Genomic DNA, 19,114 nt, shown 5'->3' with positions numbered 1-19,114 from the left:
TTTGTTTTATTATATCGTAGACGATGATGAAGTTTTTCGTTCAATGCTTTCGCAAATTATTGAAGATGGAGATCTTGGAGAAGTAATTGGTGAGGCGGATGACGGAGCTTTTATTGAAGCGGATCAACTAAATTTTAAAAAAGTAGATATTTTATTTATTGATTTGTTGATGCCGATGAGGGACGGAATTGAAACAGTTCGTCACATTGCGTCAACTTTCACGGGGAAAATTATTATGATTTCTCAAGTGGAATCGAAGCAGCTTATAGGTGAGGCATATACACTTGGTGTAGAATATTATATTACAAAACCATTAAACAAAATCGAAGTTGTATCTGTTGTACGCAAAGTGATAGAGCGTATTAGATTGGAGCGTTCTATACATGATATTCAAAAATCATTGAATAACGTGTTTCAGTGGGAAAAACCGCAATTGCGTACTGAACCAGTACAAGAAGGAAAAAAGATAGGGGATTTAGGGCGCTTTTTACTATCAGAACTCGGTATTGCGGGAGAGAATGGAAGTAAAGATTTACTTAGTATGCTGGAATATTTATATGGTCAAGAAAAGGCACAGACATTTGACTTTGGCTTTCCTGCGTTAAAAGAAATTTTTCATCATATTACGATAAGGAAATTAGGGGATATAGCTTTAGAGGCGGATATTGATAAAGAGAAAAAAGCGTCTGAACAAAGAGTACGTCGAGCTATTTATCAGTCGTTAAATCATTTGGCTTCTTTAGGACTAACAGACTTTTCAAATCCAAAATTTGAAAGCTATGCTCCAAAATTTTTCGATTTCACTGTAGTTAGAAAACGGATGACAGAAATGACGAAAGATGAACTTGCATCTTCTGGTCATACGCGAATTAATACAAAGAAGTTTATTCAAGTGTTGTATTTTGAGGCGAAGAGGTTGATGGAGATAGAGTGAAGAAGATGCTTATAAATAAGCATCTTTTTTGTTAAATCAACATTTTATATTTTCTCGTGGAGCATGTAAAATGTTAAGTAAGAGAAAATGGTTTTATATTAAGGAAGTGTCAAAGCGATGAGTTTCACATTGAATAAATCGATTATTAAAGAAGTGTGCGGAGAGACCTCATATAAAAGAGGTGAAGCCTATTATAAATCAAATAAAGTGATAATAAATCATTATGATGAAAATAAAGAAATTTGCGAGGCGACAGTAAAAGGGAACGAGGATTTCCAGGTTACAGTAGAAAAAGCTAAAAAGGGTGATGTTGTTGCAAAATGTAGTTGTCCTTCATTAGCGTCTTTTCAAACGTACTGTCAACATGTTGCAGCAGTATTAATACAAATAAACTATAATCAACAAACAGGTGGAATGAGCTCCACTAGTAACAGAAATGATCAATTGACAAGTGGTATGTTTCAGCTGTTTGCAGACAAACCACTGAGGCCAAAAAGTAAACAATACCGTTTTGATACACGTGAAATATTAGATGTTGAGTTTATATGTACACCAGTAGCTACGAGAAGTGGTGGTGCTCTTCTTGGAATTCAATTGAAACTTGCCAAGGTGTATTTCATAAATCATATTAGAGAGTTTCTTTCTAAGGTGGAGAAAAGAGAGTCTTTTCATTGTTCAAATGAATTTACATATACACCAGATGTACATAGTTTTAAACAAGAAACGGATGCAATTATTCAGCAGCTCATTAAAATGTATCATAACGAAAAAATGTATGAGGATGCGCTAGAAGTACATGCGAAACAAGATGAAAGTATGATATTTATACCACCAGCTTCATGGAAAGATATGCTCTCTTCACTTTCTAAAGTTGAATATGTACAGCTGAAACAAAATAAACAACTGTTTCAGGGATTACAAGTTTCAAAAGGTTTGTTGCCGTTACACTTTGAATTTACGAAGGGAAATAATGGCGGATTTACACTTCATATAGATGGTCTAAATCGTGTACAAGTTATGGATATGTATAACAATGCACTTTATGGTGGGAAATTATATCACTTACACATTGAAGATTGTATGCGACTTATTGAATTACAAAAGATGATGAGTCGCTCAAATAGTAATCAGTTTTATATTCCAGAAAGTAAGATGGAACATTTCGTCGCGAAAGTTGTACCAGGATTAATGAAGCTCGGAACGGTACACATTGATGAAGTAATATCGGATCGTGTTGAAACACCTTCGCTAAAAGCGAAATTGTATTTAGACCGCGTGAAAAATCGCTTATTAGCAGGTCTTGAATTTCACTATGGGAACGTCATGATTAATCCGCTAGAAGAGGATGGACAGCCGTCTGTTTTTAATCGTGATGAGAAAAAAGAAAAAGAGATTTTAGACATTATGAGTGAAAGTGCCTTTGCAAAAACAGAAGGCGGTTACTTTATGCATAATGAAGAAGCTGAGTATAACTTTTTATATCACGTCGTGCCAACATTAAAAGGTTTAGTTAATATTTATGCGACGACAGCAATCAAATTGCGAATTAGTAAAGGGGATGCAGTTCCTCTTATTAGAGTGAGAAGAAAAGAAAGAATTGATTGGTTGTCATTTCGTTTTGATATAAAAGGAATACCAGAAGCAGAAATTAAAGGTGTATTAGCGGCCCTTGAAGAGAAACGTAAATATTATCGATTGGCGAACGGTTCGTTTTTGTCGCTAGAGAGTAAAGAGTTTAATGAAATTAATCAGTTTATAAAAGAATCAGGTATTCGGAAAGAATTTTTACATGGAGAAGAGGTAAATGTTCCGCTTATTCGGAGTGTAAAATGGATGAACGGACTTCACGAAGGCAATGTTTTAAGTTTGGATGATTCAGTTCAAGAGTTAGTAGAAAACATTCAAAACCCGAAAAAATTAAAGTTTGCTGTGCCAAATACTTTAAATGCAGAAATGAGAAAGTATCAAGTATATGGGTTCGAATGGATGAAAACACTTGCTCATTACCGTTTTGGCGGTATTTTAGCAGATGATATGGGACTTGGAAAAACGTTGCAAAGCATTGCTTTTATAGATTCTGTTTTGACTGAGATTCGAGAAAAGAAACTGCCAATATTAGTCGTTTCACCATCATCTCTTGTTTATAATTGGTTTAGTGAATTGAAAAAATTCGCCCCGCATATTAGAGCAGTTATTGCAGATGGAAACCAAGCAGAGCGCCGGAAAATTTTGAAAGATATAACGGAATTTGATGTCGTAATCACGTCATATCCATTACTGAGAAGAGATATAAGATTATATGCAAGACCATTTCATACACTATTTCTTGATGAAGCACAGGCGTTTAAAAACCCTACAACGCAAACGGCAAGAGCTGTGAAAACAATTCAAGCTGAATACCGTTTCGGACTAACTGGTACACCTGTAGAAAATTCATTAGAAGAGCTATGGTCTATCTTCCATGTCGTCTTCCCGGAATTATTACCAGGAAGAAAAGAGTTCGGTGATTTAAGGCGTGAAGATATAGCGAAGCGAGTGAAACCATTCGTATTAAGACGATTAAAAGGGGACGTATTAAATGAGTTGCCAGAGAAAATAGAGCACTTACAATCATCGGAGTTATTACCCGATCAAAAGAGTCTCTATGCTGCTTATTTAGCGAAGTTAAGGGAAGAAACGTTAAAGCATTTAGACAAAGACACGTTACGTAAAAATAAAATTAGAATTTTAGCTGGTTTAACGAGATTGCGACAAATTTGTTGTCATCCCGCTTTATTTGTTGATGATTACAAAGGAAGTTCAGCTAAATTTGAACAACTGTTAGAGATTTTAGAGGAATGTAGAAGTACAGGGAAGAGAATATTAATTTTTTCTCAATTTACGAAGATGCTTTCCATTATTGGTCGTGAGTTAAATCGACAAGCAATTCCATACTTTTATTTAGACGGGAGTACACCAACGCAGGATCGTGTAGAGCTGTGCGATCGGTTTAACGAAGGAGAAGGAGATCTATTTCTCATTTCTTTAAAAGCTGGTGGTACCGGACTTAATTTAACTGGTGCAGATACAGTAATATTATATGATTTATGGTGGAATCCAGCTGTTGAACAACAAGCGGCCGATAGGGCGTATCGAATGGGACAAAAAAATACAGTGCAAGTTATAAAGCTAGTAGCTCAGGGAACAATTGAGGAGAAAATGCATGAACTGCAAGAAAGTAAGAAAAATTTAATCGCTGAAGTGATTGAGCCGGGAGAAGAGAAATTGTCCTCAATCACAGAGGAAGAAATTCGAGATATTTTAATGATTTAATATAAAAAAGCTATGCCTTCAAATTTATGAGGGCATAGCTTTTTTGTTGTAATAATTATATTTTGTTTTGTACAAAGTAAAGAAATCAAATGTTATTTAAATTACTTCTTTGTACCTTTACTTTTGTATGGTTTGGCAGCTGCCTTTTTCTTTGCACTTGATTGCCAACGGTTCCATCCTTTACTTCCTGTACCTTGTCCTACACCTTTTTTCGGTTTTGCTTTCGTTTTACTCATATGATCACTCCGTTATATAAAAATCTTATTTGATAATAGTCAATGATTTAGAAAATACTCTTTATAAATGACTATGATTGCTTTAAGTAAAAATAAACTGCTTGAATGCTATAGTATAACATGAATTTGCAAGTAAACTGAAAGGAATTATAAAGAAAATGAAAATAATAAGAAATACTGCAGATTCTATATTCCGAACGATCACATTAATTGTTGTGTATACGTTAGTTTCGGTCAGTGAAACATTTTTTGGATTGACGAGGCAGAAAAAGTAAAGATGTTAAATTAACAACAATCAATAAAGCCGTAAAATAAAGAATTGAAAAACATTTTAAAACTTTTTGTTGACTTTCTTTATTTTTTGTATAGAATAATCATTAATAAAATGTTTCAGAGATGTGACAACAAAACGACTATGAAAGGACGAGTAGTAGTAGGACGTAGTTTAAGCGAGTCAGGGGTGGTGTGAGCCTGATACGAAGCCTATTATGAAGAACCTCCTGGAGTTGCTAACCGAAATCCTTTATAGGAAAGTAGACTTAGCCGGGAACTTCGCCGTTACAAGAAGAACAGTATCGAGATATTTCATCTCCGTATTGTATAAGTGAGCAACCTCTGTTGCTAATTTGGGTGGTACCGCGGAACCAAAGCCTTTCGTCCCAGTTTTTTGGGAAAGAAGGGCTTTTTTTGTTGGCTTCTTTTCACAACATCCAAACATTTTAGGAGGAAACCACCATGTATCAATCATTAATGACAGTAAGAGAGACTCAAATCGCAATTAAGGAAGTTAAAACATTCTTCGAGGACCAATTAGCAAAACGCCTTGAACTATTCCGCGTATCTGCACCATTATTCGTAACGAAAAAATCAGGATTAAACGATCACCTAAACGGTGTAGAACGTCCAATTGAATTTGATATGTTACATTCAGGAGAAGAATTAGAAATTGTTCATTCACTAGCGAAATGGAAACGATTTGCATTACATGAATACGGATATGAAGCTGGTGAAGGTTTATATACAAACATGAACGCGATTCGTCGTGATGAAGAACTTGATGCAACGCATTCCATTTATGTTGACCAATGGGATTGGGAAAAAATCGTTCAAAAAGAATGGCGTACTGTTGAATACTTACAAAAAACAGTACAAACAATTTATGGAATATTCAAAGATTTAGAAGATCACTTATTTGAAAAATATCCGTTCCTTGGAAAGTATTTACCGGAAGAAATTGTTTTCGTTACTTCTCAAGAATTAGAAGATAAATATCCAGAATTAACACCGAAAGATCGTGAACATGCAATTGCAAAAGAACACGGTGCAGTCTTCATTATCGGAATTGGTGATGCACTTCGTTCAGGTGAAAAGCATGACGGACGCGCAGCTGATTATGACGATTGGAAATTAAACGGTGACATTTTATTCTGGCACCCAGTACTACAATCTTCATTTGAGTTATCATCAATGGGAATTCGTGTTGATAGTAAATCGCTTGATGAGCAGTTAACGAAAACTGGTGAAGACTTCAAACGTGAGTATGATTTCCATAAAGGTATATTAGAAGACGTACTACCATTAACAATCGGCGGTGGCATTGGACAATCAAGAATGTGCATGTACTTCTTACGTAAAGCACATATCGGTGAAGTTCAATCTTCTGTATGGCCTGACGATTTACGTGCAGCTTGTAAAAAAGAAAACATTCATCTGTTTTAATAGAAGTGAGGGAATAGCTTAAATATAGAGCTATTCCCTCTTTTTTAAATTGTGTAAACGAATGGTTTACAGAGAGTTTTACTAATGGTTTCTTTCATTTATATCTCTTTTTATGTAATAATTTGTTAAAGGAGGGGACGTTATGAGCATAGGAAAGCAGCTAAAAAAACTACGAGAATCAAAGGGATTTTCGCAAGAGGATGTTGCTAAAAAGATTGGTGTGACGAGGCAAGCAGTGTACAAATGGGAAAATGATAAAAGTTATCCTGATATGGATAATCTAATTTTACTAAGCGAAATGTACAATGTTACGCTTGATGAGTTAATAAAAGGGAAACAGAATATTAAAGAAAAAATACATATTGATGAAGAAGATGAGGATTTTGAGAAAGAGAATGATTTTGGTTTTTATATTGGGTTTGGATTGCTAATTATGAGTGCATTCATTGATTATGAAGGAATACAAGTATTTGTATTAGGAGTTGCACTATTCATGATGGTTTTTTATTCGAATGTGAAGAAAGTTATTTTGAATGAATATAGATCGTTTTTTCAAGAGAAAGAGCGAAAAGATATATGTGATAAAAAGTGAGAAGAGTTAGTTATATTTCCTAGGAAAGGGTATAACGAATATTTTCATTGTATTATAATGATTTTGGGATATCGGTAATATGAAAGCTATTTGGGTAGATCCTTGAAATCTATATGTAAAATGATAATAAAGTTATTTAATTTTAAAAGCTCAAACAAGCATAACCCCGTTCTAAAGCTAGGACGGGGTTCAAAATATAATAATAAAATCGCTTAAGAGTCTACGTTTTATTCAATGATAGTGCCTTTTTATAAAACGTCACTTGCTTATTTATTACCGAGTTCTTCCGCTAAACCGATTAAAATCCCTTCGACTCCACGAATGTAGCAGAGACGATACGAGTTCTCGTACTGAACTACTTCGCCAACGAGCTCTGCACCATGCTTAGTGAGTCTGGATACCATTTCGTCAATATCTTGAACGGTGAACATGACGCGTAGATAACCGAGGGCGTTTACAGGAGCTTTTCGGTGATCTGCTATAGTAGGAGGGGTGAGAAATCGCGAAAGTTCAATTCGGCTGTGGCCATCTGGAGTGACCATCATAGCAATCTCTACGCACTGAGAACCGAGTCCAGTTACGCGACCAGCCCATTCACCTTCGACATTGGCTCGACCTTCGAGATTCAAGCCAATCTCCCCAAAGAAAGAGATTGCGTCATCAAGGGATTCTACAACGATGCTGACATTGTCCATTCGTAGTAATTTGTTTTTTGCCATAGTCTTATCTCCTTATGTATAAAAGTTCATTATTTAATCATCCTCATAATTATACTACTAAGTAGTTACAAATTCCTTTCAGTCAAAAACACCTTGTCACAGTATAGGAAAAATTGACAAGGTGTTTTTTTATATGTCATATAGCATCTTGTTAACGAACAGCTTTTATTTAATAGGAAGGAAGTAGATTAATATGATTTTTTTATAAGTGTTACTGAGCATATCAAATTAGCTCATTTGCACTAAAGGCTCAATTTTCGCCATAAATGATTGATGCAGTGCCTCAACACCTGTTACTAAATGAAGGCGGTCAATAACGACAGACACTTTAATTTCTGATGTACTTACCATTTTAATATGAATATCTTCTTCTTTTAAAGTAGTAAACATATTTGCAGCGACACCAGGGTTAGATACCATGCCAGATCCTACGATTGATACTTTTGCTAAATGATTTTCATATTCTACTGCTTCATAGTGAAGTGCCTCTTGATTTTGTTCCAATACTTCTAATGTTTCTCTTAAATCATTAGAATGGATGGAGAAGGAGAGATGAACAGTTCCTTCATTTGTAATACTTTGAATGATGATATCTACATTAATATGTGCCGCTGCTAATGTAGAGAAAACAGTTGAAAGTGAACCTTGTTCTAATCCTTTCACTGTGATGCGTGTAATATTATCTTCAAATGCAATACCTTTAACGATTGATTGTTGTTCCATGTTACATTCTCCTTTTACAATTGTTCCGTTTTCTTGTTCCATACTTGAGCGAACTTCTAAAATGACATTATGATTTTTAGCAAACTCAACAGCACGCGGGTGTAATACACCAGCACCGAGGTTTGCAAGTTCTAACATTTCGTCATAAGAAATTTCATCTAATTTATAAGCATCTTTTACAACTCGTGGATCCGTCGTATATACGCCGGTCACATCTGTGTAAATATCACATTTTTTTGCGTTTAGTGCAGCAGCTAATGCGACAGCAGTTGTATCAGAACCGCCTCGTCCAAGCGTTGTAATTTCAAAATCTTCACTGACTCCTTGGAAACCAGCTACAATAACAATCGTGCCTTTAGTAAGATAAGACTGAATTCGATCTGTATTAATTTCAGTAATCCGTGCACTACTATGTACAGATTCTGTCGTAATACCAGCTTGCCATCCTGTTAATGAAATCGCGTTATACCCTTTTGCTTGTAGTGCCATCGTTAATAATGAAATAGTTACTTGCTCTCCTGTCGATAGAAGTATATCCATTTCGCGTTTACTTGGATTTTCTGTAATTGCGTTAGCAAGTGCGACAAGTTCATCCGTGCTTTTTCCCATTGCTGAAACGACAGAGACAACGCTATGACCTCGTTCATATTCTTCAATAATTAAATTTGCTACATGTTGAATGCGCTCGACGCTCCCGACAGAAGTGCCACCAAATTTTTGAACAATTGTTTCCATTGCAAATTCCTTCTTTCGTCTATTTTTAAGAATAGATTAGGAAATATATAGATCCCAATACTCCTGTAGTTACCAGAAAGACAAACAAAAAACACCATCTCAAATAAGTGAGGATGGTGCTGTTACAGGAAAAGGGAAACAGAAAACGGAGCTAATAAAAAAACCGCCAAAAAAGGAATATCATAAAAAATGATATCTCTTTTTTGTAGATAGCTCTTCATACATACACGTCTGTACATATGACAGTTCTGTTTCTATTCGAAAACAGCCCCAATTGATAAATGCAGAGAAATTTATCAATTTCGGCAATACTTCCTTTCATCTAAGTTCATAGACATCTCTGTGTCTCCATTAGAATACTCATAAGTATTGCAACCTCTATCTCACGTTTTAGGCGAGAGTGTTTGATTTATGAAGTTGTTGGTAACATTTGTTTTATAATAATTTAAATTTTTCGGGGAATCAAGTGTTTTATATATATTTTAAAAATTCTTTCTTTTTTCTGAGGAAGTTTGTGAAAAATGTAGCAAAATAAATTCATTGCATGTACATTAAACTTATAGTGCATAGGAGGTGGGGAGAATGAAAAGGAAACAGCCTATTTATGTTGCGACAAAAATGAACACGACGATGGGGAAATTATGGGAATATATGCAAGAACCAGATATACATACAGAGTGGGATGCTCGCTTTACTGAAATTTCGTATTTAGAGAAAAAAGAAGGAGAACCACAGAAGTTTTTGTATAAAACAAAGATTGGATTTGGGTTTGAAATAGCTGGAGAAGGGGAATCAATAGGTGAAATAAGAAAAGATATTTTAATGCAGTTATGCAATTGGATGGAAACGAAAATGAAATTGTAGATTATTTTGGCGAACCACATTTACTCGTTTCTACACTGCATTTTCATATCGATGAGTTAGGGGCAATGCATATTTCTTCAAAGAAACAATGGTTTTATATGTTTGGAAGAAAAATGCCGTTACCAAAATTTTTGTATGGTGAAGCAAAAATTGTTGAAAGTTATGATGCAACACTACAGTGTTTTCGAATTCATGTACAAGTACGAAACCCGTTAATTGGCTCGCTTTTTTCATATAAGGGAACATTTGTGGAAAGGAAATAAACGATATGAAAAATATAATATTTGGGCTTGCTTGTTATGTTGTTTTTCTAATATATGAGTGGTCGAATATAAATCCTGTTGAAGCAATTATATTATTATCTGTTTTATTATTTATACCAATGTCACTTTGTATTAGTGATAAAAGAAAAAGAGATGGATCGTATTTATTATTTTATAAATTCGTATCGTTTTTATATCCAATCGCAGCAATTTGTGCAATGCTAGCTTTCGTCACAAATTACAATGTATTTGCGCTAGTTTGGTTTGTATATACAGGAATTGTTGCGTTATTTGGTGTAAGTAGATTGCTAGAAAGAGGATGGAAGCCGTTAGAAGAGATCGCCATAGATAGTGCGTTTATTTATTTGTTTTTAGGTGGTTTTTGGTTTTTTGCTTCAGTAGCAAAACTTTCAATTATGCATTTTAGCTCTGACATTGTTTTACTCACAGCAGCGCATTTTCATTATTCGGCGTTTCTATTGCCATTATCAGCTGGTTTAACAGGGAGAAAAAGAGAAAAGAGAAGTAAAGTATATGATGCTATTATGTTTATCATCATGATTTCACCAATGACAGTTGCAATAGGAATTACATACTCGAGAATATTTGAATTTTTTGCAGTGCTCCTATATTTATGTGCGATTTATGGATATGGATTTTACGTTTGGAGAGCAAAATTTAATGCTATCAGTGCAAAGATTCTTTTAATCGTTTCGTCTAGTACACTCATGGTTACAATTATGTTCTCACTTATATACTCATACGGGAATTTGAAGCATGTAATGACGATTACAATTGCTCAAATGGTTTGGATTCACGGTGTTGTCAACGGAATTGGAGTAGCGTTACCGGCATTTGTCGGCTGGATGATCGAAAAGAGTGTTCCGAATTATAAATACTATGGGAAACCAATGAGTAAATTAAGAGGAAGTGTGGCAATTGGTGAGGCTTTTTTATATAGCGGCAATTTAGTAGGCAGTAAGGAATACAACGGTTTAGTTGATCAAATAACTGATTTTCATAGTGAGTCATTTGACGTGACGAAGGTACCTTTAAGTATTATTCGTTTTTATGAAAATACAACAGAGTATGAGTTGCAATCAAATATTAAATGGGCTCGTTGGTTCCGCCTATTTGCATTTTGTTATGAGAAAATGAGCAAGCATGTAGGACAAATACATTTAGGAATGGGCGACAAGTGGGAAACGATGCATGGCTCTATCATTGGTGTAATGGATGAGGAAGATGGAAGAGAGAATGTAAGGGCTTGGCTAAGGAAAAATGAAGCAGGTGAATCTATTTTTGTAGCTCTTTATTCAAAGCATACAGATAAGGATGAGACATATATGAATATCGCCTTGCCTTTACCTTATTCGAATATGACTGGTATTTTGAGGCTATGTAATGATAATCATGATTTAATCATTACTAGTAAGTTAAGAGAAAATGGCCAGGGAGATGAGGGGATTTATTTACATACTCGGTTCTTAACAATCCGTTTACCGTTAGCAGAGACTTTCATCATTACAGAGGGTAAGGATAAAATGTTAACAGCTCATCATAGCATGTGGCTATTTGGACTTGAATTTTTACATATTCATTATAAGATTGAAAAAATTGCACAGAAGTAAGAAAGGCTTGGATGGGTTTCCAAGCTTTTTTATGTATGGGTAATTGTCATAGAAATTTGTTTATTTAGCTCATTATCCCAAACACGTTGAATTTCAAAAGTGCCTGTTTCAAAAAATAATGGGAATCTTTCTTTAAACCAAGTTTGCATAGGTAGCTTTAGTGCTGTATCGATTGGTATCCATAAGAAAGAATAAGCCCTAAAGAAATTAGGACTTATTCTTCATTAAATACAAATGTTTGTTTCATTTTTTTACCTTCATTTACCGGATGGCCGTTATAAGAGAAATTCTTTTCTTCCCAAGTGATCACAACCTTAAAATTATGACTATTAAAGTCTAATGGGAATACCATGTAGTCAAAGCTTGTATGACTTTTAGAAATATTTTCATTAGGTGTAGTAGGTTTAAAGGTAGCTTTAGAGGTAGGATTGTTATCAAGTATTTCCACAGATACATTTGATACATCATGACCGATGTTTTTTACGAGTAAACTATACGTATCAAATACACCTTGTTTTGGCTGGATTGCTTGCTTGTTTGGATTATGGGATTTATCAATTTCGACATACCATTGTTTAGACTTTGACGCAATCGGCAGTGACTGAAATGTGTAAGCACTAGCTTGCATTGGTAGTGCTAAACATATAAGCGTAAAGAGAGTTAATATTTTTCGTTTCATTTTTTTTAGAGCTCCCATTCTTTAATGGATTTACTTGTTATTATCTTCTTTTTACGAGTTAATATACCATATAATGTAAAGTGGTTGTTGTGAGTAGTGAATCAAAATCTTATTCACTACTCTTATAGCTAGCATAATTACGTATGAAGTAAGAAAGAATAAATTTGTTTTTTCTATACTTAGATTACTGCCCTTTTTAAAAGGGCTATTTTTACGTTTTAACAAAAAGAATATACTAAGAATTCAGTATAAATTATTTATTTTAATGTAGTTAAATGTGCTTGTATATGTGAAATTAGAGAGGGAAGCTGTGTAGAGATGTTTCTACACAGCTATTTAGGATATGAAAAAATTACCAAAAATATGTTAAAATAACATTGTCATACAACAAGGGGGATTTGTTTTATGGAAAATGGACATCTTGCTAAAGTAGACTTAACGAAAAAAATTGAATCAAAATCTCAGTACAATAAGAAATTAGAAAAATATCAAAGGCGCTTATTAGCATTAAAACAAATTTTGAAAGAAGAAAAAATCGCGGTTATGCTTGTTATGGAAGGATGGGATGCGGCTGGTAAAGGTGGGGCAATTAAGCGGGTGACGGAACATCTTGACCCACGTGGGTTCCAAGTAGATCCAATTGGAGCGCCTGCACCTCATGAAAAACGTTACCATTATTTGCAACGTTTCTGGCGTAAAATTCCACAGTACGGGCAAATTACTATTTTTGATCGCTCATGGTACGGTCGTGTGTTAGTTGAGCGTGTTGAAGGTTTTGCTACAAAGGAAGAGTGGATGAGAGCATATGATGAGATTAATGATTTTGAAAAACGACTAACAGATGACCATTACATAATAGGGAAGTTCTTCTATCATATAAGTAAAGAGGAACAGTTAAAGAGATTTAAAGATAGAGAGAAAAATCCTTTGAAAAGATGGAAAATTACAGACGAAGATTGGCGTAATCGTGAAAAATGGGATGAATATGTTGAAGCAATGGAAGACATGTTTGAAAAAACAAGTAAGCCAAATGCGAAGTGGCATATTATTGAAAGTAACGATAAATTGTATGCCCGTGTGAAAACGTTAAAAATCATTATTTCATTCATTGAGGATTATTTCTTAGAACATGGTATAGAATTGCCTTCTTATTATTATGAAATGAAAGAGGATATTGAAGTTTTGCAAGATGTAGGTGTTAAAGAGTAAAAAAGAAAATGGTCCTGTGAATTGGTGAAACCAAATTATGGGGCTTTTTTATTTAGAAACATTTTACAATTAACAGAATAAGGTATATAATCAATAATCATATTAACATTGTTAATATGATTATTGATTATATACTATGTGGGGGTTTTACTTTGAAGGGAAGAGATGTTGTTTTAGGTTTATTAATGGAAAAGGAATTGTCTGGTTACGATATTAAAATTGTGTTTGAAGACGTATTTACTCATTTTTTTGATGGAAGTTTTGGAATGATTTATCCAACGTTACGACAATTGGAGAATGAAGGGAAAATAAAAAAAGAGGTTGTCATGCAAGAGGGAAAACCGAATAAGAAAATGTACTTTATTACAGATGAGGGGCGTGAAGAATTTTATCAATACATGCAGACACCTGTAGAGAAGGATGTTTTACGTTCGGATTTTTTAATGAGAATGTATTTTGGTAACTATAGTGATGATGTAACAATAAAAAAATGGATTAAAGATGAAATTGAAAGAAAAGAAGCGTACATTGCAGATCTTCGATTGAAATATGAAAAGTGGAGAGTAGGTATTACTTTCGTCGAAGAAATTTCACTAGATGTAGGTATTGCATCGTATAGTGCACAAGTGGAGACTTTGAAGAAAAAATTAGAAGAGTTAGAGGCGAAAGAAAACAATAAAACAGAAGAATGAAAAACGCGTTCACAATAAATAAAGGGGTATATAAAGATGGAGCAATCAAAGGGTATTAAGATTGTCTTTTTAATGTGTCTAGGTATCTTTCTTTGTATGATTGATACGACAATTATGAATATAGCTTTACCGGCAATACAATCGAGTGTAAATACTTCGTTAGAAAAGATGTCTTGGGTATTAAATGTTTATACAATGACGATTGCAGTACTTGCCATTCCGTTAGGGCGGATAGCTGATATCTTTGGAAAAGCAAAGATGTATATTCTTGGTCTGGTGATTTTTGGTGGTGGATCGGTACTTTGCGCTTTTGCTAATACAGGTGATTTTCTTATTTTTTCTCGTTTTATACAAAGTATTGGGGCAGCGATTTTATTTCCAACAAGTATGGTAATTGGTGTATCAGCTATGCCATTAGCTAAAAGGCATGTTGCGCTTGCGATTTTAGGAGTAACACAAGGATTGTCAGCTGCTATGGGACCAGTAATAGGTGGAATTATTACGCAAAATTTAGGATGGAGATGGGTGTTCTTCGTTAATGTTCCGGTTTGTATAATAGGAATCGTGTTATGTTGCATCATGCTACAAATAAAAAATGAAGAACGTATTATTTCAAAAATAGATTGGATAGGACTACTATTAAGTAGCACAGCAATTTTTTCATTTACTCTCATATTAGTAAAAGGTAATACATGGGGATGGCAAAGTAATATTGCTTTGTCTTGTTATGCAATTAGCACTATTTCTCTTATTCTATTTGTTTTAGTAGAACGAAAGATTCATAATCCAATGGTGAATTTAAAGTTATTTCAAGATCGAATGTTTGTCGGAGCGTCTATCGTTGTTATATTAAGTAATTTATTTTTAATTGGAGTTACTGTATTGCTTCCAACGTTCTTGACGAAACTACAAGGTCGAACGGAAATTGAAGCGGCTTTTTTAGTGACACCTATTTCAGCAATGATATTTTTTGTCTCACCAGTTGCAGCAACTTTAATTAAAAAACTCGGAAAAGTAACTATTATTTTGTCAGGATTTCTTATTATGGGGCTTTCCTACTATTGGTTGCAAATGATTGATGTGCATTCAACAAATATAGAAATTATTATTCCATGTATGATATTAGGTGTTGGATATGGTTTAGTAGTGGGGCCAATTACAGTTTTAAGTGCGTCTTCGTTTGAAGGAGAATTGTTAACTGCTTCTCAAAGTGTTGTATCAATGTTACGACAAGTCGGAATTGTATTGGCAGTCGCAATATTTGTCTCTAACTTAACTCACAATTTAACTGTAAATAAAGAAAAAGTATATCGTTATGCAGAAGAAAAGGTGCGTACTATTCATGTGAATAGTACTGAGCAAACTGAAATTTTACAAATGACTAAAGAGAAAATAGAGAATCAAAGTTTAGAGTCGAATATAAATAAGAAACAAAATGCAATGACAATGGGATTAAGTAAAGAGAAAAAGGAAGAATTGATTCGCGACAAGACGGATGAAATATTAAGAAAAGTTCCAGTAGAATATAGAGATGTAAAAAGAGAAGAAGTTATGAGGCAAGTGACAAAAGAAGTTGAAAAACAAGAGGAAAGTATAAAGAAAGAGGTACTCACATTTTCAAATGATGTGAATCATTATGCCAAGAATCAGATGGCTATGAGTTTTACAGATTTATATAAAGCAAGTGTGCCAATTATTTTAATTTGTGCTTTCGTAAGTTTGTTGTTTTGGGAAGGGAAAGCTTTGAGTAAAAAGAGAAGGGGAAGATTAGTAGAAGAAGCGTAAAGAAAAACAGGCTATAGCAGCCTGTTTTTTTCATTGTTTTCTCCTTGCATATTGTGAATAGTAGTATTTTTAATATAGCATGGGATAAGTCGAGTATGATTAGAAAGTTTTTTAGAATGAAAGGAAGGAATGGAAAATGCCATTGAATATGTAACGTTATACATAGTACATTAACAAGAGGGATTAATTTTAAAAGGAGGATGGGGAATTGCTAGATAAGGCAGGGGCTTTAATAGATAATCATGTGTACACAGAAGAAGAGCAACAAAAACTATACAAACGAACGTTAATAATCGTCAGCATTTCACAAATGTTTGGCGGTGCAGGACTAGCTGCTGGTATTACAGTGGGAGCACTTCTTGCGCAGCAAATGCTTGGAACAGATGCATTTGCAGGATTACCAACTGCTATGTTTACATTAGGATCGGCATTCGCAGCTTTCATAGTAGGGAAGCTTTCGCAACGATATGGACGCCGGATAGGTCTTGCAACAGGGTTTATAGTAGGCGGATTTGGAGCAATTGGTGTTGTAATGGCAGCTTTAACAAATAGTATTATTCTTTTACTTATTTCTTTACTTATATATGGTGCCGGTACAGCCACGAATCTACAAGCTCGTTATGCAGGTACAGATTTAGCAGATAAGAAGCAGAGAGCAACGGCTGTTAGTATTACGATGGTAATGACGACTTTCGGTGCAGTTGCAGGACCAAATTTAGTAGGGGTAATGGGAAGTTTTGCTCATTCAATTGGAGTTCCTAAACTTGCAGGTCCGTTCATACTATCGGCAGCAGCATTTATACTGGCGGGTCTAGTTCTTTTTGTTATGCTTCGTCCAGATCCTTTGATTATTGCTAACATAATAGAAAGATATAAACAGGAACATACATATAAAGGACAACCAATAACAGAAGAAGCGAAAGAAAATAAACGAGGTATTACAGTTGGAGCAATCGTAATGATACTTACGCAAATAGTGATGGTTGCGATTATGACGATGACGCCAGTTCATATGGGACACCACGGTCACGGTTTAAGTGCAGTAGGACTTGTGATAGGTTTTCATGTAGGTGCAATGTATCTTCCATCTCTCGTTACAGGAATGTTAATTGATAAAATTGGCCGAACTACAATGAGCATAGCTGGTGGAGTGATTTTACTTGCAGCGGGTGTCATAGCTGCGACAGCGCCAAGTGATTCTTTATTATTATTAATCGTTGCTCTGTCTTTACTTGGGCTAGGATGGAACCTCGGATTGATAAGTGGTACAGCACAAATCGTTGATTCCACAACACCGTCTACACGTGCTAAAACACAAGGGAAAATAGATGTTTTTATTGCGCTAGCTGGAGCTTCTGGTGGAGCAATGTCAGGTATGGTAGTAGCGAATTCAAGTTATGCGGCATTGTCATTGGCTGGAGGGGTGTTAGCGTTATTACTTATTCCTGTTGTGATATGGTCTCGAAAAGGGGCAAGAAATTAAATGAAAAAGAGGTTCTAGTTACTGACTAGAGCCTCTTTTTATACACTTAAATTAAATTCCACTCTACAATAAGCCCTAAATACGTAAGTCCGCCACCAAATCCGTATAGTAAAAGTGTGTCTCCGTTATTTAATTTCCCTTCTTTTATAGCTAAATTTAAAGCGAGTGGAATGGTGACTGAAGAGGTATTCCCCATATATTCCACGCTCGTTAATGTTTTTTGTATTGGAATTTGAGATTTTTCGCAAATAGATTCGATCATTCGTAAGTTAGCGCTGTGGGGTATGAACCAGTCTATATCATCTACTTGCATATTTACGGTATGTAATAAATTTTTTATGCCTTTTGGTACTGTGCGTGTTGCCCATTTATATACTTCTCTTCCATTTTGAACGATTTTTTCATTTGTTTGCAGTGGTGTGCCATTCATAGTAGTAGATAAGTTTGTTCTATATAGATGAATGCCGCCATCACCGTTTGTTCCCATGTGAGCAGCGATAAAGCTTTGGGTGTTTTCATCTCTTTCTAATAAAATAGCTCCAGCACCATCACCGAATAAAATACAGGTCGTTCTATCGGTATAATCAGTAACTTTAGATAATGTCTCTGTCGCTACGACAAGTACTTTTTCATGTGATCCAGAAGTGATTAAGCTATTACCGATGTGTAGTCCATATGTAAAACCAGCACAAGTTGCATTTAAATCAAAAGCTAGTGTATGAGGTATGTTGAAGTATTGTTGTATTTGGCAAGCAACACTAGGGAAAACGTAATCAGCAGTAGTAGTAGCGACAATGATACAGTCGACATCTTCTAAGTTTTTCTTATATGTTGTACATAAATTTTCAATTGCTTTAATGGCTAAGTTTGAGGAGTATTCTTCGTCGCTAGCGATTCTTCTTTCCTTCATTCCTGTTCTTTGTACAATCCATTCATCATTCGTATGGACCATCTTTTCTAAATCGTTATTAGACAATATTTGATCTGGAACATAAGTACCAATTGCAGTAATACGAGATTTAGAATGCATAGGAACATCTCCTAACTTTTATTTTTATAACCTGATACTAATATTAGGTTATAAAAATGTCAATAAAGATTTTTGTTGTATTAAAACGATAATACTTAACTTACTATGAAGGAATTTGGCGAGTGCTGTAAAAATAATATACGAGAAGTTTCTAAAATTGATAATTGCTTTTGTTATTTTTATTGTGAGAAAAATTCGCAAAAAATGACGATTAAAGTAAAAATATAAAGATTTTCTTTAGTGTGATATAGGTTGTTAAACCTTGTGAAAGCGAATTACTTATGCTACACTTTATGTAACTTAAAATGAACGGAGGGGCTTCCTTTGATCTTAATCAGATTACGTCTCAATACTTTGTGCCAATAATTGAATAGCGCTCAAAGGCTCTGTCTGTGTACAGAGTGAACGGGATTGGTCTGCCTATTTTAAAGGAACCCTTTATTAAGCTTATATGTGAAAAAGAGGGAGGGACGAATACGCCCTCTTTTTGTTTTGCCTTTATAAATAG

Annotated in this window: 14 protein-coding genes, 3 pseudogenes, 1 riboswitch and 1 other annotated feature; of the genes and pseudogenes, 11 read left to right on the top strand and 6 right to left on the bottom strand. The window is 34.6% G+C overall.

The window, feature by feature from the left end:
* Window position 1 precedes the first annotated feature (1 nt).
* Window positions 2–934, top strand: coding sequence for a response regulator (locus AC1Q8L_RS03470; protein WP_000500299.1), 933 nt, complete (start codon window positions 2–4; stop codon window positions 932–934).
* 117 nt (window positions 935–1,051) lie between these two features.
* Entirely contained in the window at window positions 1,052–4,246 is a 3,195-nt protein-coding gene (locus AC1Q8L_RS03465; protein ID WP_098311806.1) for a DEAD/DEAH box helicase, read from the top strand.
* Window positions 4,247–4,347: 101 nt separating this feature from the next.
* Here AC1Q8L_RS03465 and AC1Q8L_RS03460 read toward each other — a convergent pair whose 3' ends face one another.
* Complete coding sequence (locus tag AC1Q8L_RS03460) at window positions 4,348–4,482, bottom strand: DUF3934 domain-containing protein (RefSeq protein WP_000047588.1); 135 nt, start codon at window positions 4,480–4,482, stop codon at window positions 4,348–4,350.
* Between the two features lie 406 nt (window positions 4,483–4,888).
* Window positions 4,889–5,147 (top strand) — a binding site (T-box leader).
* Window positions 5,148–5,217: 70 nt separating this feature from the next.
* Between AC1Q8L_RS03460 and asnA the strand changes: the two genes are divergently transcribed.
* Together asnA and AC1Q8L_RS03450 are read left to right on the top strand one after the other, a co-directional pair.
* Complete coding sequence (gene asnA / locus AC1Q8L_RS03455; protein WP_000284916.1) at window positions 5,218–6,201, top strand: aspartate--ammonia ligase; 984 nt, start codon at window positions 5,218–5,220, stop codon at window positions 6,199–6,201.
* Window positions 6,202–6,343: 142 nt separating this feature from the next.
* Window positions 6,344–6,793 (top strand): helix-turn-helix domain-containing protein, encoded by a 450-nt coding sequence (locus tag AC1Q8L_RS03450; protein ID WP_492339403.1) that lies wholly within the window; start codon window positions 6,344–6,346, stop codon window positions 6,791–6,793.
* Window positions 6,794–7,059: 266 nt separating this feature from the next.
* On the opposite strand, the gene AC1Q8L_RS03445 is transcribed toward AC1Q8L_RS03450, so the two are convergent.
* The gene (locus AC1Q8L_RS03445) at window positions 7,060–7,512 is read right to left on the bottom strand and encodes a VOC family protein (protein WP_001107254.1); all 453 of its coding nucleotides are present in this window, start codon (window positions 7,510–7,512) and stop codon (window positions 7,060–7,062) included.
* A gap of 228 nt (window positions 7,513–7,740) precedes the next feature.
* On the bottom strand, window positions 7,741–8,970 hold the full coding sequence (locus tag AC1Q8L_RS03440) for an aspartate kinase (protein ID WP_000448066.1): 1,230 nt from the start codon (window positions 8,968–8,970) through the stop codon (window positions 7,741–7,743).
* 202 nt (window positions 8,971–9,172) lie between these two features.
* A riboswitch (Lysine riboswitch) is annotated at window positions 9,173–9,359 on the bottom strand.
* A 193-nt stretch (window positions 9,360–9,552) separates the two neighbouring features.
* Here AC1Q8L_RS03440 and AC1Q8L_RS03435 point away from each other — a divergent pair.
* The 3 genes and pseudogenes from AC1Q8L_RS03435 to AC1Q8L_RS03425 form a co-directional block, all read left to right on the top strand.
* Window positions 9,553–9,831, top strand: a pseudogene (locus AC1Q8L_RS03435) (hypothetical protein); the annotation flags it as partial.
* Window positions 9,774–10,097 (top strand): annotated as a pseudogene (locus tag AC1Q8L_RS03430) (DUF4166 domain-containing protein); the annotation flags it as partial. The pseudogenes AC1Q8L_RS03435 and AC1Q8L_RS03430, both read left to right, overlap by 58 nt.
* A 5-nt stretch (window positions 10,098–10,102) precedes the next feature.
* Window positions 10,103–11,728 (top strand): YndJ family protein, encoded by a 1,626-nt coding sequence (locus AC1Q8L_RS03425; RefSeq protein ID WP_025118510.1) that lies wholly within the window; start codon window positions 10,103–10,105, stop codon window positions 11,726–11,728.
* A gap of 29 nt (window positions 11,729–11,757) precedes the next feature.
* Here the strand turns inward: AC1Q8L_RS03425 and AC1Q8L_RS03420 are convergent.
* A pseudogene (locus AC1Q8L_RS03420) lies at window positions 11,758–11,913 on the bottom strand (DNA mismatch repair protein MutT); the annotation flags it as partial.
* A gap of 29 nt (window positions 11,914–11,942) precedes the next feature.
* Window positions 11,943–12,407 carry a YozF family protein gene (locus AC1Q8L_RS03415; protein WP_000823332.1) on the bottom strand — a complete coding sequence of 155 codons (465 nt, stop codon included), beginning with the start codon at window positions 12,405–12,407 and terminating at the stop codon, window positions 11,943–11,945.
* Between the two features lie 405 nt (window positions 12,408–12,812).
* Between AC1Q8L_RS03415 and AC1Q8L_RS03410 the strand changes: the two genes are divergently transcribed.
* The 4 genes from AC1Q8L_RS03410 (at window position 12,813) to AC1Q8L_RS03395 (ending at window position 17,576) form a co-directional block, all read left to right on the top strand.
* Window positions 12,813–13,616: a polyphosphate kinase 2 family protein gene (locus AC1Q8L_RS03410; RefSeq protein ID WP_492339402.1), complete on the top strand. Its 804-nt coding sequence runs from the start codon at window positions 12,813–12,815 to the stop codon at window positions 13,614–13,616.
* Window positions 13,617–13,768: 152 nt separating this feature from the next.
* A complete protein-coding gene (locus AC1Q8L_RS03405) occupies window positions 13,769–14,308 on the top strand; it encodes a PadR family transcriptional regulator (RefSeq protein ID WP_000678333.1) in 540 nt (179 codons plus the stop codon).
* A 36-nt stretch (window positions 14,309–14,344) separates the two neighbouring features.
* Window positions 14,345–16,093: an MDR family MFS transporter gene (locus AC1Q8L_RS03400; protein WP_000438116.1), complete on the top strand. Its 1,749-nt coding sequence runs from the start codon at window positions 14,345–14,347 to the stop codon at window positions 16,091–16,093.
* Window positions 16,094–16,301: 208 nt separating this feature from the next.
* A complete protein-coding gene (locus tag AC1Q8L_RS03395; RefSeq protein ID WP_000884503.1) occupies window positions 16,302–17,576 on the top strand; it encodes an MFS transporter in 1,275 nt (424 codons plus the stop codon).
* Between the two features lie 46 nt (window positions 17,577–17,622).
* Here the strand turns inward: AC1Q8L_RS03395 and AC1Q8L_RS03390 are convergent, their stop codons facing one another.
* The gene (locus AC1Q8L_RS03390; RefSeq protein ID WP_000555751.1) at window positions 17,623–18,606 is read right to left on the bottom strand and encodes a ketoacyl-ACP synthase III; all 984 of its coding nucleotides are present in this window, start codon (window positions 18,604–18,606) and stop codon (window positions 17,623–17,625) included.
* Between the last annotated feature and the right edge of the window lie 508 nt (window positions 18,607–19,114).

Source organism: Bacillus sp. GW823-FHT06A11 (assembly GCF_058795355.1).
This window is presented reverse-complemented; position numbering and strand designations above follow the sequence as displayed.